Source organism: Virgibacillus siamensis, assembly GCF_900162695.1.
GTDB classification, from domain to species: Bacteria; Bacillota; Bacilli; order Bacillales; family Amphibacillaceae; genus Lentibacillus; species Lentibacillus siamensis_A.
The window spans coordinates 225,931-251,711 of record NZ_FUIH01000007.1 but is presented as its reverse complement, the minus strand read 5'-3'; the positions used below and the strand labels follow the sequence as shown (position 1 = coordinate 251,711).

Sequence of the window (25,781 nt, the reverse complement as noted above, 5' to 3'; positions counted from 1 at the left end):
GTCCGTACCAGTTACTTGATTCATTATGAGTATATATCATGATCGCAAGTAATTTCAATATTTTTTGTCAATTCAATAATTTAAAAAAATAATAGCTGCTATTTGATTTACTTATACACGCCATGTGACACTGTTTTGAAGCGCATTTCTCTAGTTAAATTCAGAATCGGACAAGCCGGCTGAGGTGCGGGAAAATTTTATGCCGGCAGACGATTTACGGTGAATTTCCCCACGTGATCCTAACCAAATTTACGGGACAAATTAATCTTAAAATTGTACATATCACTACGGTAATAAGCCTTTTCGAGTTCAATAACGTCCCCATCCGCTCCCTTAATGATACGTTCGGCGACTAAAACAATGGTGTCCGGATCCAAATTTAAATGTGCTGCATCTTCCTCAGATAAACTGCCGATACCAATTGTTTGACTCGCTTCAGCAAACCAGATCCCCAATTCATTTTGCTCCACTTCATAAAGGGTTGTATCATTCAAATCATATCGAACAAGCTCTTCTCCGATTTGTACAGGATAATAATGACACTCCACACCGATTGGAACATCATCCGCATAACGGACCCGTTTAATGAAATAAACATAATCAAAACCGGTCAATTCTTGTATATATGATGATGCTTCTATTTTGCAGTGGTTAATTAATTTTGCACCGGGCTTCATTCCCATTTGTTTGATTGTTTCCGTTGTACTGGTAAGATTCCCAAGCCATTCACCAATCGGCTTATACAAGACAAATGTCCCTTTTCCATGCACTTTCTCAAGCACCCCGTCCCGTACCAGAAGATTGATAGCTTCCCGGACAGTACTCCTGCTGACATTAAAGTTTTCCATGAATTCACGCTCACTTGGAATTTGTCCTGTAAGCGCCCCTTCCGTTACCTGACTTTCAATGATACTTTTTAATTGCACATGTAATGGTATGCCATTTTCATAGTCTAGTTGCACTGTAGCTGATCCTTTCTCTCTTTTTAATTTAAGAATAGCAAAAACTTCAGAAAAGGTGAAGGAGTGATTAACCGACCCACAGAATCAAATATACCAATCCTATCCGGTACGCCCCTTTTTTATGATAAAATAAATGAATATCCAATGAACGGTATAAAGGAGAGTTGCGGTAAATATGGCAACAGATGCAAGAAACAAGTCAAATAAGGGAATGTGGGGATGGATTGCAGCAATCGGCATATTCCTGCTGGCAAAAATGAAATGGGTATTTGCCCTGTTCAAAATCGGCAAATTTGCAACACTTGCCTCCATGTTCGTTTCATTGGGCGGATATGCAATAATTTTCGGCTGGAAATTTGCTTTTGCCATTGTATACCTTATTTTTGTCCACGAAATGGGACATCTCGCAGCAGCAAAAATAAAGAAAATCCCGACTAGTCCTGCTATTTTCATTCCATTTATGGGTGCGGCAATTGGTATTGATCCAAAAAAAATAAAAGATGCCGAGACAGAATTTTTCGTAGCCTATGGCGGTCCCTTGGCAGGTTTAGTATCCATTCTGCCTGCAGCCGGATTATACACGCTTACACAAGATCCATACTGGGGACTTGTTATCCAGCTTGGCGGCCTGATTAATTTGTTTAACCTTTTTCCGGTCTCTCCACTTGATGGCGGGCGGATCGTTACGGTTCTGTCGACAAAAATATGGTTCATTGGACTGCTGGTGATGATTCCGATTATTTTCATATCACCCGATCCAATCATAATCCTCATTTTCATTTTTGGTATTTTCACCTGGTGGGACCGATTCAAAGACAATGCAAAAGTTGAAATAATGAAACATGAAGAAAAAGTTTTGACAGAAGTGAACGATGAACTGAAGCACTTAGTTGCATTTACACCTCATTCGGAAGAGATGAATACGAGTAATTTCATCTCCATAAAAAACAAAATCAACTACCGATTAAATGAAATCAGCAAACATCTTTCAGCAGATTCCGGGTCCGTCCTCCCTGTTATTCAGGAAAAGAAACGGACTGCTTTTAAAAAACGTAAGGCAGAAAAAGACATTTTGACCAATATGTTAAACCAAATAAGAAATTATGAATTATCATTTTATGAAAACACACCAATCAACACAGATTTGAATAGCGTAATCATTGAAAATGAAAAGAAATTAACAACTATCAGAGCGGAAATGGATCGAGCAAAAACCTATTACCAAACATCGATTGGAACAAAAATCCGAGCATTAATACTTTACCTCGGACTTGCTGTTGTATTGGCACTCTTTCTTGTATACGGCATGGAGATACTGGAATCAAGCCAAATCACACGGTAAGATTTACGGTTAACACGGGACAGGCGGATTATTCCGATTAAAAATATCTGCCTGTCCCGAAACTTTTCTCCCTCTCCATTAATTACTTATTTTTCCCACATTTATTACGTATCAATTCCAATATCTTTTACTATCATTACTGTGATTGGAAATTAAAATAGCGTGCACCATAACATTCAAAGAAAGACGGTGGGAAACATTGGGACTTTTGAGTATTAATGGCTTATGCCATACAGTTGGCGTTCCACAAAACACTGTAATACATTGGATAGAAGATTTTAATTTCTATATACCTGAAACACATTTTCAAAATGTCACGTACTATCACACAGATGCGATTGATGTATTAAAATTCATAAAACGATATAAAGATAAAGGATATCAAAAGACACAAATTATGTACATGCTGGAGAACAGTGTTTTTCCAATCCCAGTAAAGAAAACAGTTGAGGGTGAACAACAGACATTGAATAGTGAAAATTACAGAGAAAATATTTTAACCGTTATGCAGACACTTGGAAAAACTGTAACAAATGTTTCAGACCAGAAAGAGTCCATAATGGACATACAGGAACAACAAAATCAACATAAGAAGCGAATCAAAAACACGGAAAAGCAAATGGAAGAAATCAGTGAATTAAAACAAGAAATTGAACTGTTAAAACAAGAGATTGAATCATTAAAACAAGAACCTCCCCTTGCAAAGGAATACGAAATGAAAAAGGAATCCTTCGCGAAGCTGTTTGACAAATAATTACTTTTCATGAACCTGTCAAGCATGCATTTAGAAAAAACAGGAGCTTCAGTCCAATAAAGGAATGAAGCTCCTGTTTTTTTATAATTTCAGTATCATGACGATCCAGCGAACTTAGTCTGCCACCTACTCTTTAGGAAGTTCAGTCAACTCACTTGCCAAGGATTGATAAAATGCATAAATATTTGTAATGCCAAGCGTATCCGCCAAGTCTAATCCGATAAAGTCCTGGTGATCCCACCGGTATTTTGTCGGATAGAAATTCCATACACCTGTCTCCGCCTCACCATTTCCGGAGTACAATTTTGCCGGCTGCCCGAACGGATGCTTGGCAGATACAACGCTGACAAGACCATCATTCGGCCACCAGGAAGCGTCAATAGGAGGTGAACCGTTAGGCTGTTCATATTGTCCGATGTAGATAGATGGACCCATCATCGTTGGATTCATAAATACCAACGGCAGATAATGCCCGGTTACGATTGACCGGTATGTTGCATTTCCAGAATAAGAAAAATAATACACATCCGATTTAATGTCAGCCCACTCATTTATATCTTGTGCCCCGGTGGTTGAGAGATCATACAGACTAATGTCCTTTGTCTCCCAAATATCACTTTCCAAAACCCTGTTGGTGTAGTGCATAAATGATTCCCCTGGTTTGCGGGATAACCCCCATTGATCCAGTTTAAAATCATAGACGAACGATTTGCGCGTATAACCGGATGTTGCAGCCAAATGAATAACCGTATCTTTTACGAAAGGAAGAAATTTTTTAACCCCATTTGCAAACGTGGTACCATTGTGCGGCGTTGCTATCGTTGTGATACTATGCACCCAATCATTGCCGCCTTGATAGAGTGGAGAGATTTTTTCGGATGGATGTTTTTCATGATAGCCTTGCTCCAACGGACTTCCATTACGCAGCAGCTCTTCCAGCACACGGATTGTCTGGCCGCCCATACTATGGCCCACCAGATGTACCTTGTGTGTTGCATTCCATTTTTTATAAAAACCAGGATAATATTCACCGAACTGTAAATGTCCGTGCTTCTTCGCATGTGCCGCCCCGTAATCAACTTTTCCACCTTTTATCCGATAATATAATTCTACGGCTCTATCATAATTACTGGAGAACGGCCCAACTGCCGCGGTATACGTTTCATATCCATTCAGGTCCAGATTAGCTTTGATGTCATTGTAGCCGCCCCAATACTTATAACCGCCGAGTTCATTTTCTCCCCACCCTGCCAGACCATGAACCAGAATAATAGGATAATCATTATGGTCCGATGAATGCTGTTTCTGTGCATGCGCCTTCATTTCCGGGAAAAATATGAACCCCAGCAGGAAAACAAACACAATTGAAACCACTTTCGTTTTTACCATCCCGCAAAACACCCTTTTCCAGATTTATATTTACTTTAATAACCCCGATCCCACTGCGCTTCAAGTGCTTCTTCAATTGCCTGCATCATATCAAATGCACCATCCGATTTGTTGGAACATACAACCACTGTTGCTGATATTTCGGGATAATACGCCGAATGAAAGCTGACGCCCGGGTCATAGCCCATCACATGATATTTCTCCAAACCTTCCTTACGAATCCACACTCCATATCCGTAATAACTATTTCCTTTCACCATACAGTGGGTTTCCATCAGTAAATCTGTATGCTTCTTATCCAACAGCTCCCCGTTTAGCAATACATGCCAAAGGTTTGCCATATCTTGAACAGTGACAAATGCCCCACCATCGGATCCGCCTTTAACCGGTAGTGAATAGATATTCGTACGCCAGGTTCCATCCGGATTATCAATATAGCCAAGGGCTGTATTCGCTGGCAGGGAATCAAATGAAAAATATCCGGAACGCCTCATACCAGCTTTATTGAAAATATGCTTCTGTACATAATCCGTAAACCGAAGCTTGCTTACATGCTCCACAATCATTCCAAGCAATATATAGCCTGCATTATTATAATGGAACTTTTCTCCTGGCCGGGACATCATGCGGCCATGTTGAAAAAGCGGCAAAAATTCACGTAATTCCCGCAGATTGTACATCGGATATTTCACCCAAAGTTCTTCAAAGTCATCCATTACCTCTTCATCAAAATAGTCAGGAATCCCCGATGTATGACTCAGCAGATGATGAACAGTAATATCATTATCAAAATGCGGAAAATCAACGTCCAAACAATCTATCAGCCTATCATCGAATGAAAGCTGCCCATTCTGTTCAAGCTGACTTACTGCGATCGCTGTAAACAACTTACACCCTGAAGCAATCCCAAAACGGGTTGCTTCGTTATTTTCCAGTTCCTCTGACCGATTGGCATAACCATAACCCTGCTTCAGCAAAATGTCATTTTCCAGTTGAACCAGAATGGAACCGGAGAAATTTATCTGTTGCTGGATTTCTGACAGGTTCTCCCTAATTTCACAACTCATGACAGCCCCCCTTGGAACAGTTTCAATCCATCAGCAAACTGCTCAATAATCAAGTCATCATTCACCAAAATCTTCAGCGGATGAACCTCCGAATACTTATCCGAGAAAATCCATCGTCTGCCGGCCGGTCCAAGCAGTATAAATGCACCTCCATCCGCTTCTCCCATGAAATTCAAACTATTCTCATCAAGTGATTCATTTTCCCGCACCGGAACCCCTGCTTCCTTCAGCTGGTCCGCAGCCCGTTTAACGTCACTGGTGGTTACATTAATTTCACTGATATTCAAAATTTCCTTCACGGTGAAATTGTTTTCAGAGGCGGGGGATGATGCCCTCGCAATAAATTCCACAATGTTCCCTGCTGGATCGTAAAAATAACATGCATTTGCGTTTAGAAAAGCAAAATGCGCCTCATCTTCCCCATCATCGGTATTAAGTTCCACTTTGCTCCGCGTCCATTCTTTTGCCTCCCGAAAGAGATTCCGGGGAATGTTAAAAGCAAAGTGATAAAACGGCTCACTGTCCCGGCTGTTTTCCTGAAACTCCAGTATACTTTCCCCGACCTTTATGGAAAACCTCTTTTCATCACTATCAAGCAATACAAATCCAAACCTATTAACATAAAAATCTTTCACTTCAATAAGGTTATTACTCTGTAAGGTTACTTTATTTATTTTCATAATCTGCCTCCATTTTCTCCCGCGCCATTAACAGCGACATATCCAAATCCCCAATCCACTTTAATGCGTGGAAATGCTAAAGTTCCGGGTGGTTTCGCTAAAGTTCACAGGTAAAGTGATAAAGTTCACGGTAGAAGTGCTAAAGTTCACAATGTAAATGCTAAAGTTCACAACTAAAAAATGCTGTGAATACATGGTTCAACAGCAGCTCCAATCCCTATTGGTTTAAAAAACTTTTGCCATCTGATGGCTCGTCATTTCATATCCCATTTTTTTATACAGTGCAATCGCGCGGTGGTTATGTTCAAAAACATGCAATGCGACTTTCTGAATACCATGCTTATCAGCATAATTGTCCAATTCCTGCATTGCAGCTTTTCCAAGGCCTTTTCCCTGCTGCTCATCGTCGATTCTGATGTCATAGATAAAAGCATGTTTACCCTGTGGCATTAGTCGCACATTCAGCCACAAAATCCCAATCGGATCATTATCCTGGCAAACTGAATAAAGAAAATTTTCTTTGGTATCCAGACCATCCGGCAGCAGTTGCTCCAATTGCTTGTTCGCTTTTTCGAGAGCTTCTTCTTCACTCCAATTTCCGGCCTTCACATGTTCACCTGCATAGTCTTCCACCATCCATTTTAGGTAACTATCAAACTTTTCTTCAATCATAGGTTTAAACTCAATGGTCATATCTACAGTTCCCCCCAGCTTAAAATAAAAATATCCCCTTTGACCGATACAACGAATCCAAGGGGTAACCACTCATGGTGTATTTCTATTACAAATGTATTATAGCATAAATATATTCTGAAAAATATGAACAGAGATGCCTGGCACCACCCGAATTTTATCGAAAACATTTTGCGGTTCCTATCTCGCATCTTTCTCTTTTTTTGGTATAATAAGTGGGGCTAAAAACGTTAAAAGGTGTGGTGCAGCTTGTCTTTAACCAAAGATCCTTATCATGATGCAACTATGGTTGGGTTAACCAAAAAAGATACTTCAATTATTTTTATATTTTTAGCCATCGCTGGAACGGTTATTGGCTATTTCCTTCCTGTAATTGTTGGATGGTTGATTAACATTCCCATCATTCCGTTTCAGGACCTTATTAAATACATTCTTTCACTTGACGGAATATGGCTGAGGATTATTTGCACTGCCCTTGGATTTTGTGCAGGACTGTTCGGGGCACTTCTGATTATTAACGATACATTGCATATCACTGTAAATGACCGTGAAATCAACATCAAACAAGGAGGAACTAACCAGTCCTTTCAACAAAATACAATCCAGTATATTTATCCAGATAACAAACAGCTTGTCATCGTCGGAAATAACGGCTATGAACTGCTGCGTTCGGAAACCGATGAAAAACAAAAAGATCTTCGTACTGCCTTTAATGATCATGGATACCCATGGTCAGATGATGATCCATATGCAGATTCTTTTCAAAGGTGGGTCGAAGGGAACCCTGATCTCTCCCCTGCCGTTAATGCTTTGATGCGAGCCAGGGATAAAGCACTGCAAAAAGATGACAAAGATGAGATAAACGATTTACGAAATGAACTAGTTAAACTTGGTATTATAGTTCGAGATGAGAAGAAAAAACAGTATTGGAGAAAAGCTGAATAACCGCTGGTCTTCAAATTGGCCAGTACTTCACATGCCATGAAGTACTGGCCATTTTTTGTTGTGATTAGAAATCAGATAAATTGAAAAACAATATTAAATTCCAAAAACACTTTTGCATGTTTATTCAATAATAGAAATGACAAAACTTGGTTATGCTACGCAACTATAATGGATAAATTGTGGAAAGGTGGAACTGCAATGGCTGATGAGGAAAAATCAGATGACAAAATATCGCGGCGAAAATTCATACGAAATTCAAGCTATTTAGCCGGCGGTGCAATCGGCGGAACTGTTCTTGGTACGTTTATCGGTACCAATTTCCTTGATGAAGAAACCGCAAATAAATCACAAAATAATAATCAACCTACTAATTTTAACCGCGCATTGAAGTTTTTTACGAGACAAGCTGATTTTCAAATATTAAGTGCTGCATGTGAGCGAATCTATCCAAAAGATGATCTCGGACCGGGTGCAATTGAACTGGGTGCTCCATTTTTTATCGATCATGAACTGGCTGGTGCCTATGGAAATAACGAGCGGGAGTACATGAAAGGCCCTTTTTCTGAAGGTACTGATTATCAGGGATACCAGACACCATTAAAACGCAACGCTGTTTTCATGGCGGGAATCAGAGCACTGGAAAAAGAAAGCCAGTCTGCGCATAATAAAGGCTTTGTTGAATTGGACGGCGAGCAGCAGGATAAAATCTTGACAAAATTCGAGGATGACAAGATCAAACTGAAACATGTCAGTTCTGCTTATTTCTTCGAGCTGCTCCGCTCTGCAACCATTTCCGGAACATACGCAGATCCCCTTTATGGCGGAAATGCTGATATGGAAGGCTGGAAGATGAAAGACTTTCCAGGCAGTCAGATGAGTTACCTGAACCGAATCGGAAGCAAAAAGTTTATCAAAATCAAACCAAAGTCATTAGGTGATCATTACTCTTAAAATAACAATGGCCGAAGGAGGATTAAGATGGTTAAAAAGTTGGACAAAGTTGATGTTGTTACGGTCGGTGTCGGCTGGGCAGGCGGAATCATTGCTGCTGAAATTGCGAAAGCGGGACTGAAAATCGTTGGTCTTGAACGGGGCGATGACCGCAACGTGGAAGATTTTCAAATGGTTCATGATGAATATCGTTATGCCATTCGATACGAATTAATGCAGGATTTATCCAAAGAAACCATTACTTTTCGAAACAACATCGACGAACGCGCATTACCGATGCGCCAATTCGGAGCATTTCTGATTGGAACCGGTGTCGGCGGTGCAGGGGTTCATTGGAATGGTGACACATGGTTTTTTTCGCCATATGATTTTCAAATTAAAACGATGACCGATAAAAAATATGGCAAAAATAAGCTTCCTGAAGAGTATACGCTCCAGGATTGGGGGATTACATACAAAGAGCTGGCACCTTATTACCACAAATTTGAGCGCATGGCCGGCACCAGCGGAGAACTTAATCCACTCAGACCAGAGCGGAAAGAGAAATACCCAACGCCGCCAATGAAAAGCACACCAATCCTGGATAAATACATGGATGCGGCTAAAAAGCTGGGTCTGCACCCATTTCGTCAGCCATCCGCCAATATCTCAGAACAGTATACAAACCCGGATGGTGAAACATTGAACCAGTGTCAATACTGTGGTTTCTGTGAAAAGTTCGGCTGCGAATATAACGCCAAGTCATCCCCAACGGTTACAGTAATTCCAACCGCACAAAAAACGGGAAATTTTGAACTGCGGACCAATTCAAATGTGACAGGAATTACCCATGATGGAAATAAAGCGACAGGGGTCCGGTATGTCGACGTCCAGACCGGTGAGGAATTTGAGCAGCCGGCAGATGTCGTTGTGCTGACAAGTTATACAATAAATAACTGTAAACTGCTTCTTCAATCGGAGCTTGGCCGCCCGTATGACCCGAAAACCGGAAAAGGTGTCATCGGAAAAAATTACTGTTATCAGATTACCGCTGTCGCAACCGGATTTTTCAAAGACAGGTTTAATGCTGCGATGGGCGCAGGAGCACTTGGCACCACACTGGATGACTACAACAATGACAACTTTGACCATTCGGATCTGGACTTTATCCATGGCGGTTCTATTACCATGAAGCAGCTCGGAAAAAGACCGATCAATGAAAATGGTGCGCCAGAAGGTACACCGAGATGGGGCAAAGAATTTAAGAAAGAATCGATTAAATGGTTCAACCGTTCTATTCCGGTAACATCCCAAGGCGCTTCCATGCCGCACAGATACAACTATTTGAGTCTTGATCCGACATACAAGGACAGCTACGGAAAACCGCTGCTCCGCATGACCTATGATTTTACCGAACAGGATCATGCGTTATACGATTACATCACGGCAAGATGCGCCGATATTTTGGAAGAAATGGGTGCTGAGATTGTTGAACCGAAAGAACTGACGGAACACTTTAACATTGTTCCTGCCCAGAATGATCATATTACCGGTGGGGTCATCATGGGTAAAGACCCTGAAACCTCTGCATTGAACAACTATTTGCAAATGTGGGATGTCGATAATGTATTCGTTATCGGCGCATCCGCATTCGCCCATAACGGCGGCTACAACCCGACCGGAACAGTGGGTGCCCTTGCCTATCGGGCTGCGGAAGGTATTTTAAAATATCGGAAAGAAAAAGGACAATTGGTAAAGCGAAAAAATAACAGCAAGACAGTCTAACCTTTAATTGAAAGGAGAGATTCCAATGGGTTTTACCAATATCGGCATTCCCGGGTTAATTCTTATTTTAGGAGTTACACTAATTATTTTTGGACCTAGAAAATTACCCGAAATCGGACGTGCCCTTGGACAGACACTTTCGGAATTCAAAGGCTCTGCCACGAAACTTATGAGTGACGAGGACGAAGAAAAGGAAGTAACAAGATCTGTTGAAACATCAAAAAAGGATTAAACCAGCAAAAACCGGGAATTGGATTCCCGGTTTTTTTATGCAAACTGCCTCTCATTCCAATACCAAATGTGCTATCATGAACCCAGCACACAGTATTGATAATATCCAGAAAATCTTGAGGTGATGATAAAATGAATCCACCAAAAAAAAATCAACCCATCGCATTCATAACAGGAGCCTCAGGCGGATTTGGTCTTTTGACAAGTATAGCCCTAGCAAAGGCTGGCTATTTTGTTGTGGCCTCAATGCGAAACCTGGCAAAAAAAGAAAAATTGGTCGAATTGGCACAGGTAAAAGAAGTGGAAACATCCATCAAATGTATCCAATTGGATGTGACCAAACAGGATGAAATTGAGGATGTGATGTCGGAGGTTATCAATCTATACGGGCGGATTGATGTGCTTATTAACAATGCGGGCTATGCTGCAGGCGGTTATACAGAAGAAGTATCCCTTAAAGCATGGCGCCAGCAATTTGAAACCAATTTTTTTGGACTTGTCGCCGTGACAAAGGAAGTTCTGCCGCACATGCGCAAGCGGCTAAAAGGAACCATTATCAATCTTTCCAGTATCAGCGGCCGAATGGCACTTCCCGGTCTGGGACCATATTCTGCATCCAAACATGCTGTTGAAGGATTCAGTGAATCGTTACGGCTGGAAATGCTGCCGTATGGTGTGCATGTCGTATTAATAGAGCCCGGGTCCTATCAAACCGATATTTGGGCAAAAGGGATGGGGGATTTCACAGCTGACCCTTCCTCACCATATAAAGACAAAAACGAACGATTGCTGAAGATTGTTAATCACATCGCAAAAACAGCCGGCGACCCTGAAGAAGTAATCCGAATGATTGCCAGAGTGGCGCAAGATGATCACCCCGACCTAAGATACCCTGTTGGTAAAGGCGTTAAAAATCAAATTCGTTTTAAAAATTTACTGCCGTGGAGATGGTTGGAGCGGGTAATCTTAAAGAAATTATAGACTGCATGTAAACTTAGTCCCTTTATGTTATATCCGCTCATTTCCCGGTTTAAAATTGCCGGTACCTTTAGCCATAATTAATTGCGATTCTTTTTCAGTTACTGTCGCCTCGATTTTCCGTATAAATTTTTCCGCTTCTTGCCCTTTTAAAATCTTCACTTGTTTTCCCTTATATTCCAAAAAAACGGTATTCTTCTTATTAACCCGATAACTGAAAGGTGCATCATCCAATCGATTCCGTTTATCAATATTACCCATTTTAATCCCCCCAATCCTCACTGCATTTTTTACCAAAATAAGAGCATTGGCAGCGGATATAAGCATGTCATTTTATTCAGGCGGAAGCCGATATGTAACATGTCCTTTTTCATCAAGGAATTCCATCTTTGGTACATCATTTTCATCAACGACCATTCGAATGCGCTGGTTCCCGGCACTATCCATGAGCTGAACGGAAACATCGCCTTGTTCAGTTTTACCCATATATGCACGTTGAACGCTTCCCTCAAGTTCTTTCTTAATTGCTGCATCTTTTTCCTCCGATGACAGATTGGAATCTTTAATCTGATTTGTGTTCTTCACCATTTTTCGAAGGTTTTTACTGGGTCTGTCAAAAAGAGCAAAACCATAACCGCGCTTACCGTTGTCATCTTCATACCGCATTTGAACAACCTGGTCCTGTTTATATTGATCAAATGTTAACGAAGCGAAGGCATTGTAGTTGCCTTCTTCATCCACTTCATTCCCATAGATCAAACCGCCGCATTCATCACCTTCCCGGTTATAAAACATTAATCCGGAAATTGGCTGGTCCTGCCGGTGCCCCGGAAGTATATCAATCCCATCCATTATAGCAGGTGGTATATTATCTTCGTTAAATAGAGAAAGCTTTACTTTCCCATTTTTATCAACAATATTTAATTGTTCCGTCTCAATCTTTGAATACTTTTTATTATGATCAGCCACGAATTGCCCTCCTTATTAAGATAAGTTAGCAGGAATTTTCACTACACAATTATTCGACATTTTAACTTAAAATTCCTTCTTTGATTTATATATGACGGAAGGGGTTCCCCAGCCATAATAAATATTGACCAGTTTGCTCCCCCTTAAATAGCCGCTTAAGCATATGACTATCCAAAACGAATAAAATCGTTTAAGCTTAACCAAACTTGAAACAGTTAACCCAAATTGATTCACTAAGCGGGGATGACAATGAGAAATTTTAACGAATTGACAAGCATAGATGCAGTAAAAGAATTCATTAATGAGCAGCCATTATCATTTTTGTATATAACAACACCTAATTGCAGTGTCTGTCACGGGTTAAAGCCTCAGGTTCAAGATTTAATGGAAAAATATCCTGATATCGCACTCGGATTAGTCAATGCCCATGAGGTTACCGAAATTGCCGGCATGCTTTCCATTTTTACAGCACCTGTTTTGTTGCTATTTGTTGATGGAAAAGAATATATTCGGAATGCACGGATTGTACATTTGGATCTTTTGGATGAAAAGATTGATAAAGTTTATCAGTATATGAAAAAATAAACCCTCGCTGAGCTGTTCAGCGAGGGTTTATTACTGGTGTAGTTCCTTTTTGCAAGATCTGTTCAAACCCTTCTGTTTACCCTAATTTACCATAATGTGGTCCAACACCATTTTCGTCCCATAATTCAAGAAGCTGTGAGACAGTTACCATCTGGTAGCCACGCTCCTCCAGTGAGGTCAACAATTGTGGCAGTGCGTCAGCTGTTGAGGGATGGATATCATGCATTAACACAATAGATCCCGGTGCTACATTGGACATTACTTCCTTGTTTACCGCTGTTGCATTGAGACTTTTCCAGTCAAGTGAATCAACAGACCACATGACAATAGGAACCCCTAAATCGGTGGCAACCTGCTCAACATCATCATTAGACGCCCCATATGGCGGACGCAATAATGTTGGAGTCCGGCCAATAGCTTTTTCAATGATACGGCTGGATTTTTGGATTTCTTCCCTAATTTTATCCGGCGGCAGGACAGTTAAATCCTGATGATTCATCGTATGGTTTCCAATTTCATGGCCTGCCTCATCCACCTCATTGGCAAGAGTCGGGTAATACCTTACCTGACTTCCAAGCATGAAAAATGTTGCTTTCGCATCATGCTTTTTCAGTGCATCCAGAACCCGTGGCGTAACTTCCGGAAGTGGACCATCATCAAATGTTAAGGCAACATATTTTCCATCTGGATCAAGTTTCGCGTTATCCTCGGAATGCTGTTCTTCTTTCCGGCTTTTTTCTTTTTCGGGAATCTTCACAGCTATTTTTTTCGCAAACGTTTCATTAAGATACGGTTTCATTTGCTTCATGGGAATTTCTGCTTCTATCGCACCAGCCGCACCTGCTGCAATTTCATATTCGTCAAAATAAAATGTCACATGCTTGCGGCTGACAGTCCACTTCCAATTTTTCGGATCCTTTAAAGCTTTCTTGGCCATATCATCAAAGAGATAAGTATTGATTTTTTTATTGCTATGTAATTCTTCCAATATTAGCTTTCTGATAGCCTGTTGTGCTTCATTATCCAACTGAAAAACATCATCGGCTTGCAACAATTTGTTTTGATTCAGATCAATGACGAATGACTTCATTTTTGTTATTCCGTTTGCACCGCCGGTTATCTGATACGCCTGGAACTTAAGCGTATAGATTTTATCAGCTATTTTTTCCGGTTCCGCTTGTATATTTAAGTGCGCACGGAAACCATTCTTCTCAAGCATATTTTTCGATTCTTTAATCCCCGAAGTAAAGTCCTTTTTCTGCTTGTCAACCCAAGTATCAATTGGTTTATTAATCTGATTATTATTCGTATATGGCTGACTGACCGACAATGTATAAACGTCTGTTTTTTCCGTCTCCGTTTTGATGTTCAAACCCGGATAAACACTGGAATCTACAACCTTCTTTTCCGGTTCAGACGTTTCTTCCAAAACCTTGGCAAGAACTTGATTTATTCCAAAAACAACTCCAGCAAGAAACAAAATAATGATAATCCAACCGGGCCACTTTATACGTTTAATCATGATAGCTCAATTCCTTTAATGAATAGTTTTAGAGATTACTATTCTACCACATTTTATAGTACGGTATTGCTAAAACAAGCAAGAAAAATAATCCCCCACCTGTTCAATCTGGACAGTGAGAGATTATTTGCTTATTTTATCTTTCCTTATTATGTTCCCTCGTTTTTTTCTCACTTTTAAACGTTGTAAGCCTTATAACGGTTCTCATGAACTCATCGAATGATGCAAAACGTTTTTGGTGCTGATTGTACCACTTACGGACTGTTTCTATTAACCAAAACGGAATCGCATATCCATCAATTAAATGATAATATGTTTGATATCCTTTTTTTAAATGTTCCCAGCGAAAATCATTTCCCGGATGTATATATTCAGAGACATCAATGATTTTGGCCCTTCCGTTCTGCAATATAATATTTTTCAAATGCATGTCACGGGGATTCAGACCTTTTTCACGCACATGTTCTCTCGCATCTTCCACATCTTTTACAACCTGTTCGGGAACATGAACACCTTGCAAGAGGCAGTCGAAGAGCGTGATCCCTTCCTCATAGCTTAGAACAAGGTATCTATCATTTGCCGCAAAACATGCCGGAAAATATGATGTTCCATCCAACTTGTCATAAATATTTTTTTCTGTCTCTATCTTGGATACTTTATCTTCCGCATAAACTTTAAATGCATATGAAGGGGCATAAAGATGCTGAAAAACGGCTGCATCTGTACCAACACCAACACACTTCAGTTCTTCAGCATGACCGTATATAGTGACAGGCTTATTGTCCGGATTTGAAAAAACGGTAATTTGGGAAAGCGAATCGCTTGCGATGTCCCACTTATTTTCCATATCGAATGCCGCTCCTTCTCCGATTAGCTTTCCTTTTTAATCATATTATGTTACCTGATAGATATTATTCTTTATAGGCATATCATTACTTCATACACCTGCACCGTTATAATACACATAAAATCCGGAATAAATGTATGATAAATGTGGCAAAAAAGAGTAATTCACTTATGTTTCAGTTAGTTAACGATTTCTTTCACTCTGCCTACCGTGCCGTTCTCCAGCATAACCTTGATGCCATGCGGATGAGAAGCAGAATTTGTCAATATTTTTGACACCACACCTTCCGTTAATTTTCCAGAGCGCTGGTCCTGCTTTTGTACAACACGTACTTTTTGTCCATGCTTTATATTTTTTCTTTGGGTTCCTGACATATACAATCAACTCCTGCATTAACTTTTTGGACTGCTTTAAAAATAGGGATTACTGGTCGAAAACAATCATCTTCCTTTTATAATCAAAACACAAAGATTACTTGCATGATAATTTATAAAACATGACTTCCAATATAAACGGCATACCTATTAAAAATCAATGTTGCATTGTTAATAACCCTCATCCATTTTTAATTTTTTGTATGCCAATGGTGTCCTATTCATCATGTTTCTGAACCTTTCAATAAAATAGCTTGTACTGTTAAATCCTACTTGATAGGCAACTTCAGTAACATTGGAGTCCGCTTGTTGCAGCAGACTTAGGCTTTTTTGAATGCGATAATCCATTACATAGCTGAGCGGGGTTGTTTTTAAAATTCGTTTGAAATACCGACAGCACTCAGAACGGCTTAATTGACCAGCTCTTGCAATATCATCGAGCATGATTTTCTCCGAATAATGCAGATGTATCCAATTTATCATTTGTTTCAATCGTTGCCCCTTTAACATTGCCGTTTGATCATATTTCAATGGAAAGCCGTTCATGATAATGTTTTTCCAAATAACTGTAAGCTGTATCGTGATGTCCATTTCATAGTATGGGGCTTTTTGTTGAATGCTTTGATTGATTTGTTCGATGGCATCCAAAACGGATTTTCCCCAGGACACATTTGCATCAACATGGAAACAGGATAAATTAGTCGCTTGAATATAAGGCGCTACATAGCGTGTGTAAAGTTCCTGTGACAAAACAAAATGAGGCGAAACATTTAAACAAATATATGTACAATCCGATTGATTCCTTTCTTCAGCCATGTGCAGTATTCCACTATTGATAAACAACCCGTCGCCTTCCCGAACGACGACATTTTCTCCATTTAGTTGAAAAGTTGCTTCACCTTTCTTAATAAAAACAAATTGAAGTTCATCATGCCAATGAAGGGGTATATAGCCAAGTACATTTTGGTTAACCCTAGTTTCATAACATGCAATCGGCAACACGACAGTCCGATGCTGGGTAAGTTCCTTTAAGTTATGATCAATCTCAATACTTTCTATTTGCACATGATCACCTCAATATCGTTATATTTTTTTATTTAATTCACGTATTATTTCATTGAATTCTCCACTATTATAACACTATTATTATATTTAAAGATGGAGGGTAACCATGAATAAGCCCACGAGAAGAACAGGATTATTCCTCGTTATAACGGGAGCAACCTTTTGGGGTGTAGGCGGAACAGTTGCACAGAAGCTCTTTCAGGAATACGCCATTAGTGTAGACTGGCTTGTCACGACACGCTTGCTCATTTCTGGTTTTTTACTCTTAACTGTTCAATTTTTTGGAAAAGATCGTTCGCAAATACTTGGGGTTTGGAAAAAACGAAAGACAGCTGTTCAGCTGATCATCTTCGGGATGCTCGGCATGCTGGGGGTTCAATACACGTACATGGCATCCATTAATCATGGTAATGCTGCTGTTGCAACACTATTACAATATTTAGCACCTGCTATGATTATTATTTACTTGCTGTTACGCAGGCAAACAATTCTAACAGGACATGATTTACTAACAGTATTTCTTGCTTTAACAGGTACTTTTTTCCTGTTAACAAACGGCTCAATCTCCGGGCTGTCTGTGCCGGCACTCGGTATTGTTTGGGGTGTTCTATCCGGTGCAGCCCTGGCATTCTATACGTTATATGCTGTTCCTTTGCTGAAGGAATACGATTCCCTTGTCATTGTGGGCTGGGCTATGTTCATCGGCGGCCTGGCATTAAGCTTCATCCACCCGCCCTGGCAAGTGGATGCTGCCAGCCTGTCACTAGAGGTAGTTGGATACTTAATATTCGTCATTATCTTAGGGACAATGATAGCATTTTGGTTTTATATCGAAAGTTTACAAAGTCTTTCACCAAAGGAAACAAGTCTGTTGGGCAGTTTAGAGCCGTTATCAGCTGTTTTAACAACAGTTTTTTGGTTGAATGAATCATTTGGATTCTTTCAGTGGATTGGTACAGCTTGTATTATAGGGATGATTTTTATACTGGCATTAAAGAAAAAGCCTTCTTAACCACAAGTGCCTGTCGTCCGAGGTTATAGGAATCGGATGGCAGGCGCTTTTATCGATAACAGTTGTTATTATCTATGATTTCCTAAAATTACCCATCACTTCAGCAGTTTCACTAATGCTGACAAACGCTTTCGGATCAACACTTTTGATCAGCGATTTTACCAATGCCAGTTCATAGCGGGTAATTACGGTATACAGAACTTTTGTTTCATGATTGGAATAGGCGCCATACCCGTTCATTACGGTGATTCCACGAATCAAATTTGCGATAAGCTCATTCTTAAGCTGGTCTCCCCGCTGTGTTACGACCATTAAACTTAATTTCACATGACGGGTGTGCACACGATCAACGACAACCCCGGTAATGTATATGGAAGCCATCGTATATAATGCGAGGTCCCAGGAGAAGAAAAACCCGGATATAAATACGACAATACTGTTTAAACCGAAAATTAAAACCCCCAGCGGAATGTCACGTTTTTGGGTGACAACCAATCCAATGATATCAGCACCGCCGGTTGATCCGTAAAATCGCACAATAAACCCGATGGAAATACCTACAATAACTCCGCCAAATACCGCAGACAGCAATGCATCGTCAGTTACCTTCAGTACGGGAATATACTGCATGGACACAGAAGTGATAAAAACAGAAAATATACTGTTCGCAATAAATTCCTTGCCTAATCTCATCCATCCCATAATGAATACCGGAATATTGAAGATAACAAGCCAAATACCGGAGTTTATCGGAGTAAGCAGCCCAAAAATCATCGCGAGACCTGTTACACCGCCTGATAAAACTTCATGAGGCAGCAGAAACATATTAAATGCAAATCCCAAAACAATCGAAAACACAAAAAGCACAGCATATTTATAAAGATGATGCATTGCATGACCCTCCAATCCGAACGTTGAAATAATACTTTTAGAATTTTAGTGCCGGTGAAAATAAAAGTCAATATCGTGGGCAAAAAATTTTTAATCAATCTGACCAACGTGGAAAAGAAAACAGGCCAGGGTTCGGCGGCTGCGGGACAATGTTCAGCGCACTTCGGCTTTTGTTCGGCGGGTGCGGGCTAATGTTCGGCGCATTTCGGATTTTGTTCAGCGGTGGCGGGCTAGTGTTCGGCGCATTTCGGATTTTGTTCGGCGGCTATGGGCTAGTGTTCGGCGCATTTCGGATTTTGTTCGGCGGGCTCATTCACACCCCTTATTTCGCACGTTTTTTCAGTGCTCTGATTATCTTCAAATTGGAATAAAGAATCAACAAAATGAATGGATAAAGCATAGCGGAATAAACGATATTCCATTGATTGTAATAAAACGCCCCTGCCAGAACGGTCGCGCTTTCATAGGCAACTAATATGAGTGAATGTCCCAGAATGTACACCAGTTTATACCGATGTTTCCTTGGAAAAAAGTTCAAATAAATGGCATTGTATGTTGGAAATACACCAAAATGAATAATTAACGTTTTCCATTCGATTCCTTTCTCAAAATAACCATAAAGACCAAGTTTTATAGAAAGGTATGTATCAACCGCCAGTACAAAAGTTAAGGCAAACCAGGCAGTTGTGTACATTTCCATAAATGTCATACGTTTCGGCATAAAATAAATGATAATACTGAACAAGATGATCGAAATTATAATAAAAAGCACTTAACTGCACGCCCTTTTCGTTCACGGGTTCCCAAAGCTAATCCGTTTATTTGACTTTCGCTACACCTATAGCATAGTGTTCCCATAGAATATTTTCGACCAGTTCCCCTTGATCTTCCGCACAATCTACAATTAGGATAACTTCCGATTGTTTTCCTTTTAACAATCGTTTTCTTTTTTTAAGAATGACGTTCGTAATCAAACGAATGGCAACCCCTATAATCAATCCTATTAATGCGCTAATGATTCCCACCCAAATAGGTCCCCATGCCATTTTGAAACCTACACTGACACCAATAACCGAAAACGCCGTTGCCAAGGCCATTCCCAAATCAATAAGTGATACACCGTCTGATTTATGAATGCTATCAAATAATTTGCGTGATTCTTTCCGATTATCAAGTGGCACTGCATATATCCGGTCTTGTTTGATATTGTTTTTTTCCAATGTTGAGATCGCCATTTCCAAGAAAATATTATTATCAAACGTTGAAAAAAGCTGCACATCATCACTTCACTTTTTGGCTTTTTAGCAGTTCAAATCCAGGTTTTTGATAATTACCCTTTAAAAATCGTCGTTGTTCTTTTTCGAACAGCTTATTATTTTCGACAGTATTCATATAGGCATCATACATGGAAAATCCGTAAACGGAAGGTAAAAATAAAAACCATTGAGCATTCAGAACAGAAGTTGCTTGTTGAACTTGTACCAAGATCAACAGTGTGAGGGCCTCCAAGGCATGGGAATAATAGAATATCGTTATAGCAGAGGCAATGACAAAGAATGCTGTTCCTAATCGATGTATATAAAGCTGCCCCAGGCCCGGGACAAATAGTGACCAAAGCACTGCAATCAAAGGATTTCTTTTATCAAGGTAGTTAATCTCCAACGCGCCTATACTAAATGAATTGAAACGATGCGCTTCCCGTTCTGCCAGCAAATATATTTTATTCATATCCACTGTTGTTCGATAGCTGTCCCAGATGCCAAAAAAATAAACAGGGGTATATATCAACAGCCATCTTGTATCCAACACATCAATTGCCATATCAATGTTACCCTGAAAAGAATAAATGATTGCCAAGTTAACGTTTGCCTTCAGGTTAACCAGTACTTCCCATATAAACAGAGCGAATCCCCGGAGATATTTCGAAAAAAGCAGATGACCAAATCCCGGGAATGCCGCACTCCACCAAGCAATAATGTAAGGATTCCGTAAATGAATTTGTGTAGTTCCAAAGACACTGACATGTGCAACATACCTTCTGGCAGTGTTATTGTTTGTGTAATTGTCCATTCATAAAAACCCCCACAGATTTTTGCCTTTTTAAGTTTTCCAATCTGAGAAAGAGTTATACGTCAGCCAATGATGTAAAACCAGCGCTTTTCGACAAAACTTCCCGAACTTTTGCATTTACCTATTTAAAACGGGACTAAAAACCTATACAATATAGATGGTATGAACATACATAACAAGTCATAGTAATGGAATGATGTAAACGAAAATATGGGAGAAGGGGAGAGATTGTGTGGAAGTAATATTTATTGTGGCTTTACTGGCAGGATTAGCAATTGTAGGTGGGATATTCTGGTTTATTTATATGAAAATCAAATATAAAACCGTCCCATCAAACGTTGCCCTAATCATCACCGGTCCGAAGCTGGGTGACCCGGAAAAAGATACAAATATATTCCAGGATGATGAAGGAAGATATATGAAGGTTATCCGCGGCGGCGGACATCGTCTGAAAATGTTCCAGACACATACACCGGTATCACTGACAGCTTTTCAGCTGAAAATAACAACACCTACTGTTTATACAAAACAAGGCGTTCCAATTGTAGGTGAAGCTGTTGCAATGCTTAAAGTTGCTGATTCATTGGAAGGAATCGCCAAGTACGCGGAACAATTTTTAGGAAGAGAACAGAATGAATTGGAAAATGATATCTCAGAGGTACTGGGATCAAACTTGCGTGCGATTCTATCAAAAATGACGGTCGAACAAATTAATAATGATAGAGAAAGTTTCAATGAGCAGGTTCGTGAAATTGCCCAGAAACAGCTGGATGCCATGGGGTTCCGGATTACCAGTCTCGGATTAACCGATTTAAAAGATGTTGAGGGCAGTGATTATCTGACAAACCTCGGGAGACCCCGTACGGCAGAGATTCAAAAAGCTGCTGAGATTGCCGAGGCTACCAATAATAGAGAAACAAAAGTACACGTTGCCCAAATGAATGAGGAAATCAAACGTGAGGAGTACGAACGGGAAATCCAGATTGCTGAATCCAGAAAAACGAAAGAAATTAAGGATGCCCAAATAAAGGCAGAAACCGAAAGAGAAAAAGCAAAAACAGAAGCAGCATATTCCCTGGAAAAAGCTGAACGTGATCTTGAAGTTGAAAAAGAACGCTTGAAGATTGATAGACAGCAAAAAGAAGAAGAATTACGCTTAAAACAACTGGAGCGTGAGCGTAATGTTGCATTGGAACAAGAAGAAGTAAAAGTACGAAAAGCAAAATCCGATGCCGATTACTATGAGCGGGTTCGGATTGCCGAAGCTGAAGCTGAATCCAGAGAGAAAGAAGGATACGCTGAAGCGGAGGTTATTAAAACGAAGAACCTTGCCGAAGTAGAGGCAATTGAAAAACGGGCTGAGGCACTGAATAAGCATAAAGAAGTCATGATGACCGAAATGTTGATTAATATGATGCCTGAATTTGCCAAAGCTGTTTCAGAACCATTGGGAAATGTGGAATCCATCCGTATCCTTGACGGTGGAAAAGGTGATGGTGTAAACAATTTACCTGGCAGTATTACTGGTATGATGACGAATCTCCAGGAGAGTTTAAGTCAAATGACTGGATTGGATTTGAGCGAAGTTATCAATAATTTATCAGGCAAAAACAATATTAAAGGTGAATTGGGCGTAATCGCCAACGCCGCTAAGGAAGAGCGGACACAAGTTTCGGAAAGCGCAGAAGAAACTGCTCATCCTGTAGAAAGCGAATCCGAAACAGTTAAGGATGAAAGTTTACAGGAAAACGCAGATGAACCCGGAACAAAGGGTTTGTCAAATAAAGTGTGTAAGTTAATTATTACTCAAGATATTTGGAGACCCTGTCTTTGAAATGATCATGCACAAGAAGCTGATTCATCACCATAGCCCAGTTTTGGATGTGTCCACCATCCCATTTTTTCTCTAATTCCTGGATTCGCAAAAACAATAGCTTTAACAGGGCATTCTCGTTGGGGAATGCTCCTTTTTTGGTTACTTTGCGAAAACTGGAGTGGATGCTTTCTACGGCGTTTGTCGTATACATGACTTTACGTATGGCACTGCCGTAATCATAAAGCTGTTCGACATGATTAAAGTTTCGTTTCCAAACATCAATCGCTCCCGGATAGGCAGCCCATTGTTGCTTAAAGGATTCAAAGGCACTGTGACAAGCTTTTAAACTTGGTGCACCATATACCTTTCTTAATGCTTGAGTAAATGGCTTATAATCCTTGCTTGGAACGTATTTCACGGAATTGCGAATCAGATGGACCATGCAGCGTTGAACGACAACGTTCGGAAAAATGGCTTGCGCCCCTTCCTCCAATCCACTAACACCATCCATGGAAATAAAGAAAATGTCTTCCACTCCTCTGGCTTTGATTTCATCAAAAATCTGCATCCACTTATGCTTGCTTTCTGTTTCATTCAACCATAATCCAAGTATTTCTTTTGTCCCTTCCATGGTGTAACCAAGAATCGTATAAACGGCATATTTCTTCGTTTCATACTGGTTTCGAATGGTCGTATACATGCAGTCCACAAATACGAAGGCATAACAGTTACTTAAAGGTCTGGCCTGCCATTCTTCTAAATCAGGCAATACATTGTCTGTAATATCCGAAACCATGTCATGAGAAACCGAAAATCCATAGATATCTTCAATCGTGGAGGAGATATCACGTTGGGACATTCCACGGGCATACATGGCTATCACCTTGTCCTCAATGGCAGAAACATCCTTTTTCCGTTTAGGGATAAGTTTTGGATCAAAAGATCCATCACGATCCCGTGGAACTTGAATATCCAGTTCGCCTGAACTGGTATGGATGTTTTTCTTTCCGTATCCATTCCGCCTGTTTTCCGTGTCCTTTTCAGCTTTATCATTCGATTCATACCCCAGGTGATGATTCATCTCTCCTTTTAACATGGACTCAAACATAGGTCCAAATATATCTTTCAGGGCGTCTTGCATATCTTCAACGGACTTTGGCTGGTATTCTTCAATAATCTTGTTCGCTAATTCTTCGGAGTAAGGATTTCTTTTCGGCTTTGCCATAAAAATCACTCCTCTTATCTAGTAATTCTATTCTACCAAATAAAAAAACTGTGTGAGTAAGAACCGTACGCATTCTTACTTACACAGTTAATATTACACTCCCGGAACAAATGAATAATTACTACAAAAGCAGACCAGTGAGCCGGTCTGCTTTTGATTTAAACTGCGGATTAAGTGGGCGTATTCTTGAATCGGATATGCACGTTTTTCAAATTTGACAACAACAACCATTTAATAAACTGGCAGGCCACGCCTCATCCTTCCTGTTCCTGCATAACCTTTGACCGATACATCGAAATCAGTGCCGCACCAATTGACAGGACTACAAAAAATCCGCCGACCGTTGCATTCAGCTCAACTGAAGCACGCTCAATAACGAGGCCGCCAATCAACGATCCGAATGCAATTCCAAGGTGCAGTGCTGAGTTATTCAAGCTCTGCTGGATGTCAGATGATTCCGGCGACAAGCCGATTAGATAAGATTGTGTTGCCGGAGCTAACGCCCAACTGAGCATACCCCAGATAATCAAAATGATCAAAAACGCCGGCAATGCAAATGTTGTATAAGGTATGGCGAAGATAACCAGAACAAAGGCAATCGTTGTCAGCATTATGGTCCGCTTTGCCCCGATAGTATCTGAAAGGGTTCCACCAACACCGCCACCGCTCACCGCAGCAATTCCGAAAATCAAATAAATAACGCTGACCCAAGTCCCTTCTACTCCTAAGGTCGTTTTTACAAATGGGGTTAAATAAGCGTAGAGTATTGTGTGTCCTGCGATAAACAGAAATGTTACAGCTTGTCCAAAAAATATTCTTCTGTCTTTCAAAGTTGCCAGCTGCTCCCTAATAGGGCTCGATGGTTTCGGTTCAATTCGCTCCATCAAAAAGAACACACCAATCATGGATAGGACTGTTAAGACAGAGATCAACACAAATGGGGAACGCCATCCAAATGCATTGCCCAACAGCAGCCCAACCGGCAAACCAAGCACAATTGACGCACTGACACCCATAGACACAATTCCAATTGCCCTGCCGCGATACTTCGGGTGGACGATGGAAGGTGCAATCGTCAAACACAAAATAATCAGCAATGATCCGCTCAATGCTGAAATAACCCTGCCGATGAAGACAACTGCATATGTCGGGCTGAACACTGTTACGATATTACCAAGCAAAAAGATAACAAGCGAAATCAGTGTCAGCCGTTTTCGTTCAATATTCGACGTAATAATTAATAAAATCGGTGCACCAACCGCAAAAATAAGTGAAAAAATTGTAATCAGGAAGCCGACTTGACCAAGACTGACATTGAGATCTGCTGCCATCAGATCCAATAATCCGCCAATGATTAATTCAACCATCCCAACTACAAATGCAACTATCATCAAAAAATATACACGTTTATTCATTATATGACGCCTTTCATTCTCTGGATGTTCAAGATTCAATCGTAACCCTATTTGTTGCAAAAAACAAGTGGGTGAATTACCCATGGAAAGTTTTGCGGCCAACGAATATGAAAGATGTATTAGTGCTGGTGGTTTCTTTTAACAATCCTATTACATTCATCATGTCCGAAAACAAAGACAAAAAATAACCCCTTGACTATCTAAGGGATTTCTCTCACTTTGCCAACCTCTCTT

27 protein-coding genes are annotated in these 25,781 nt (G+C 40.3%); 10 read left to right on the top strand and 17 right to left on the bottom strand.

From position 1 onward, the window contains the following. Nucleotides 1-239: 239 nt before the first annotated feature. Nucleotides 240-962 carry a GntR family transcriptional regulator gene (locus tag B1K71_RS04945; protein WP_077324885.1) on the bottom strand — a complete coding sequence of 241 codons (723 nt, stop codon included), beginning with the start codon at nt 960-962 and terminating at the stop codon, nt 240-242. A 175-nt stretch (nt 963-1,137) separates the two neighbouring features. Between B1K71_RS04945 and B1K71_RS04940 the strand changes: the two genes are divergently transcribed. Further along, nucleotides 1,138-2,304: a site-2 protease family protein gene (locus B1K71_RS04940; RefSeq protein ID WP_077324884.1), complete on the top strand. Its 1,167-nt coding sequence runs from the start codon at nt 1,138-1,140 to the stop codon at nt 2,302-2,304. A 199-nt stretch (nt 2,305-2,503) separates the two neighbouring features. Beyond that, nucleotides 2,504-3,058, top strand: coding sequence for a MerR family transcriptional regulator (locus B1K71_RS04935; RefSeq protein ID WP_175631837.1), 555 nt, complete (start codon nt 2,504-2,506; stop codon nt 3,056-3,058). A 126-nt stretch (nt 3,059-3,184) separates the two neighbouring features. Here B1K71_RS04935 and B1K71_RS04930 read toward each other — a convergent pair whose 3' ends face one another. The 4 genes from B1K71_RS04930 to B1K71_RS04915 form a co-directional block, all read right to left on the bottom strand. Next, on the bottom strand, nt 3,185-4,447 hold the full coding sequence (locus B1K71_RS04930; RefSeq protein ID WP_077324882.1) for an esterase/lipase family protein: 1,263 nt from the start codon (nt 4,445-4,447) through the stop codon (nt 3,185-3,187). Nucleotides 4,448-4,482: 35 nt separating this feature from the next. After that, a complete protein-coding gene (locus B1K71_RS04925; protein WP_077324881.1) occupies nt 4,483-5,514 on the bottom strand; it encodes a serine hydrolase domain-containing protein in 1,032 nt (343 codons plus the stop codon). Next, on the bottom strand, nt 5,511-6,194 hold the full coding sequence (locus B1K71_RS04920; protein ID WP_077324880.1) for a glyoxalase: 684 nt from the start codon (nt 6,192-6,194) through the stop codon (nt 5,511-5,513). Before B1K71_RS04920 ends, B1K71_RS04925 begins: the two co-directional genes overlap by 4 nt. A 225-nt stretch (nt 6,195-6,419) precedes the next feature. Further along, on the bottom strand, nt 6,420-6,887 hold the full coding sequence (locus tag B1K71_RS04915; protein WP_077324879.1) for a GNAT family N-acetyltransferase: 468 nt from the start codon (nt 6,885-6,887) through the stop codon (nt 6,420-6,422). A 249-nt stretch (nt 6,888-7,136) separates the two neighbouring features. Between B1K71_RS04915 and B1K71_RS04910 the strand changes: the two genes are divergently transcribed. The 5 genes from B1K71_RS04910 (at nt 7,137) to B1K71_RS04890 (ending at nt 11,759) form a co-directional block, all read left to right on the top strand. Further along, nucleotides 7,137-7,832 carry a YqeB family protein gene (locus B1K71_RS04910; RefSeq protein ID WP_077324878.1) on the top strand — a complete coding sequence of 232 codons (696 nt, stop codon included), beginning with the start codon at nt 7,137-7,139 and terminating at the stop codon, nt 7,830-7,832. A gap of 198 nt (nt 7,833-8,030) precedes the next feature. Then, a complete protein-coding gene (locus B1K71_RS04905) occupies nt 8,031-8,783 on the top strand; it encodes a gluconate 2-dehydrogenase subunit 3 family protein (RefSeq protein WP_077324877.1) in 753 nt (250 codons plus the stop codon). Nucleotides 8,784-8,810: 27 nt separating this feature from the next. Continuing rightward, the gene (locus B1K71_RS04900; RefSeq protein ID WP_077324876.1) at nt 8,811-10,547 is read left to right on the top strand and encodes a GMC family oxidoreductase; all 1,737 of its coding nucleotides are present in this window, start codon (nt 8,811-8,813) and stop codon (nt 10,545-10,547) included. Nucleotides 10,548-10,572: 25 nt separating this feature from the next. Then, complete coding sequence (locus tag B1K71_RS04895; RefSeq protein ID WP_077324875.1) at nt 10,573-10,779, top strand: twin-arginine translocase TatA/TatE family subunit; 207 nt, start codon at nt 10,573-10,575, stop codon at nt 10,777-10,779. Nucleotides 10,780-10,910: 131 nt separating this feature from the next. Beyond that, nucleotides 10,911-11,759, top strand: a complete 849-nt coding sequence (locus B1K71_RS04890) for an oxidoreductase (RefSeq protein WP_077324874.1) — start codon at nt 10,911-10,913, stop codon at nt 11,757-11,759. Nucleotides 11,760-11,786: 27 nt separating this feature from the next. On the opposite strand, the gene B1K71_RS04885 is transcribed toward B1K71_RS04890, so the two are convergent. After that, on the bottom strand, nt 11,787-12,017 hold the full coding sequence (locus B1K71_RS04885; protein ID WP_077324873.1) for a hypothetical protein: 231 nt from the start codon (nt 12,015-12,017) through the stop codon (nt 11,787-11,789). Nucleotides 12,018-12,089: 72 nt separating this feature from the next. After that, on the bottom strand, nt 12,090-12,725 hold the full coding sequence (locus tag B1K71_RS04880; RefSeq protein ID WP_077324872.1) for a hypothetical protein: 636 nt from the start codon (nt 12,723-12,725) through the stop codon (nt 12,090-12,092). A 249-nt stretch (nt 12,726-12,974) separates the two neighbouring features. On the opposite strand from B1K71_RS04880, the gene B1K71_RS04875 reads away from it, so the two are divergent. After that, a complete protein-coding gene (locus tag B1K71_RS04875) occupies nt 12,975-13,310 on the top strand; it encodes a thioredoxin family protein (RefSeq protein ID WP_077324871.1) in 336 nt (111 codons plus the stop codon). Between the two features lie 76 nt (nt 13,311-13,386). Here B1K71_RS04875 and B1K71_RS04870 read toward each other — a convergent pair whose 3' ends face one another. From B1K71_RS04870 to B1K71_RS04855, 4 genes are all read right to left on the bottom strand, one after another. Continuing rightward, entirely contained in the window at nt 13,387-14,832 is a 1,446-nt protein-coding gene (locus tag B1K71_RS04870) for a polysaccharide deacetylase family protein (protein ID WP_077324870.1), read from the bottom strand. Between the two features lie 136 nt (nt 14,833-14,968). Next, on the bottom strand, nt 14,969-15,679 hold the full coding sequence (locus B1K71_RS04865; protein WP_077324869.1) for a serine/threonine protein kinase: 711 nt from the start codon (nt 15,677-15,679) through the stop codon (nt 14,969-14,971). A 179-nt stretch (nt 15,680-15,858) separates the two neighbouring features. Beyond that, on the bottom strand, nt 15,859-16,053 hold the full coding sequence (locus B1K71_RS04860; RefSeq protein ID WP_077324868.1) for a YwbE family protein: 195 nt from the start codon (nt 16,051-16,053) through the stop codon (nt 15,859-15,861). A 171-nt stretch (nt 16,054-16,224) separates the two neighbouring features. Beyond that, nucleotides 16,225-17,112, bottom strand: a complete 888-nt coding sequence (locus B1K71_RS04855) for an AraC family transcriptional regulator (protein WP_428848866.1) — start codon at nt 17,110-17,112, stop codon at nt 16,225-16,227. 112 nt (nt 17,113-17,224) lie between these two features. Between B1K71_RS04855 and B1K71_RS04850 the strand changes: the two genes are divergently transcribed. Beyond that, the gene (locus tag B1K71_RS04850) at nt 17,225-18,130 is read left to right on the top strand and encodes an EamA family transporter (protein ID WP_077324866.1); all 906 of its coding nucleotides are present in this window, start codon (nt 17,225-17,227) and stop codon (nt 18,128-18,130) included. 72 nt (nt 18,131-18,202) lie between these two features. On the opposite strand, the gene B1K71_RS04845 is transcribed toward B1K71_RS04850, so the two are convergent. From B1K71_RS04845 to B1K71_RS04830, 4 genes are all read right to left on the bottom strand, one after another. Then, a complete protein-coding gene (locus tag B1K71_RS04845; protein WP_077324865.1) occupies nt 18,203-19,021 on the bottom strand; it encodes a YitT family protein in 819 nt (272 codons plus the stop codon). A gap of 322 nt (nt 19,022-19,343) precedes the next feature. Then, on the bottom strand, nt 19,344-19,793 hold the full coding sequence (locus B1K71_RS04840) for a hypothetical protein (protein WP_077324864.1): 450 nt from the start codon (nt 19,791-19,793) through the stop codon (nt 19,344-19,346). A gap of 46 nt (nt 19,794-19,839) precedes the next feature. After that, nucleotides 19,840-20,298, bottom strand: coding sequence for a hypothetical protein (locus tag B1K71_RS04835; RefSeq protein ID WP_077324863.1), 459 nt, complete (start codon nt 20,296-20,298; stop codon nt 19,840-19,842). Between the two features lie 4 nt (nt 20,299-20,302). Next, nucleotides 20,303-21,091: a hypothetical protein gene (locus tag B1K71_RS04830; RefSeq protein WP_077324862.1), complete on the bottom strand. Its 789-nt coding sequence runs from the start codon at nt 21,089-21,091 to the stop codon at nt 20,303-20,305. A gap of 304 nt (nt 21,092-21,395) precedes the next feature. Here B1K71_RS04830 and B1K71_RS04825 point away from each other — a divergent pair, with 304 nt between their 5' ends. Continuing rightward, entirely contained in the window at nt 21,396-22,925 is a 1,530-nt protein-coding gene (locus B1K71_RS04825) for a flotillin family protein (protein WP_077330035.1), read from the top strand. Here B1K71_RS04825 and B1K71_RS04820 read toward each other — a convergent pair. Both B1K71_RS04820 and B1K71_RS04815 read right to left on the bottom strand, forming a co-directional pair. After that, complete coding sequence (locus tag B1K71_RS04820; RefSeq protein ID WP_077324861.1) at nt 22,894-24,132, bottom strand: IS256 family transposase; 1,239 nt, start codon at nt 24,130-24,132, stop codon at nt 22,894-22,896. The two genes, B1K71_RS04825 and B1K71_RS04820, sit on opposite strands and share 32 nt — an antisense overlap. Nucleotides 24,133-24,386: 254 nt before the next feature. Next, on the bottom strand, nt 24,387-25,547 hold the full coding sequence (locus B1K71_RS04815) for an MFS transporter (RefSeq protein ID WP_077324860.1): 1,161 nt from the start codon (nt 25,545-25,547) through the stop codon (nt 24,387-24,389). Between the last annotated feature and the right edge of the window lie 234 nt (nt 25,548-25,781).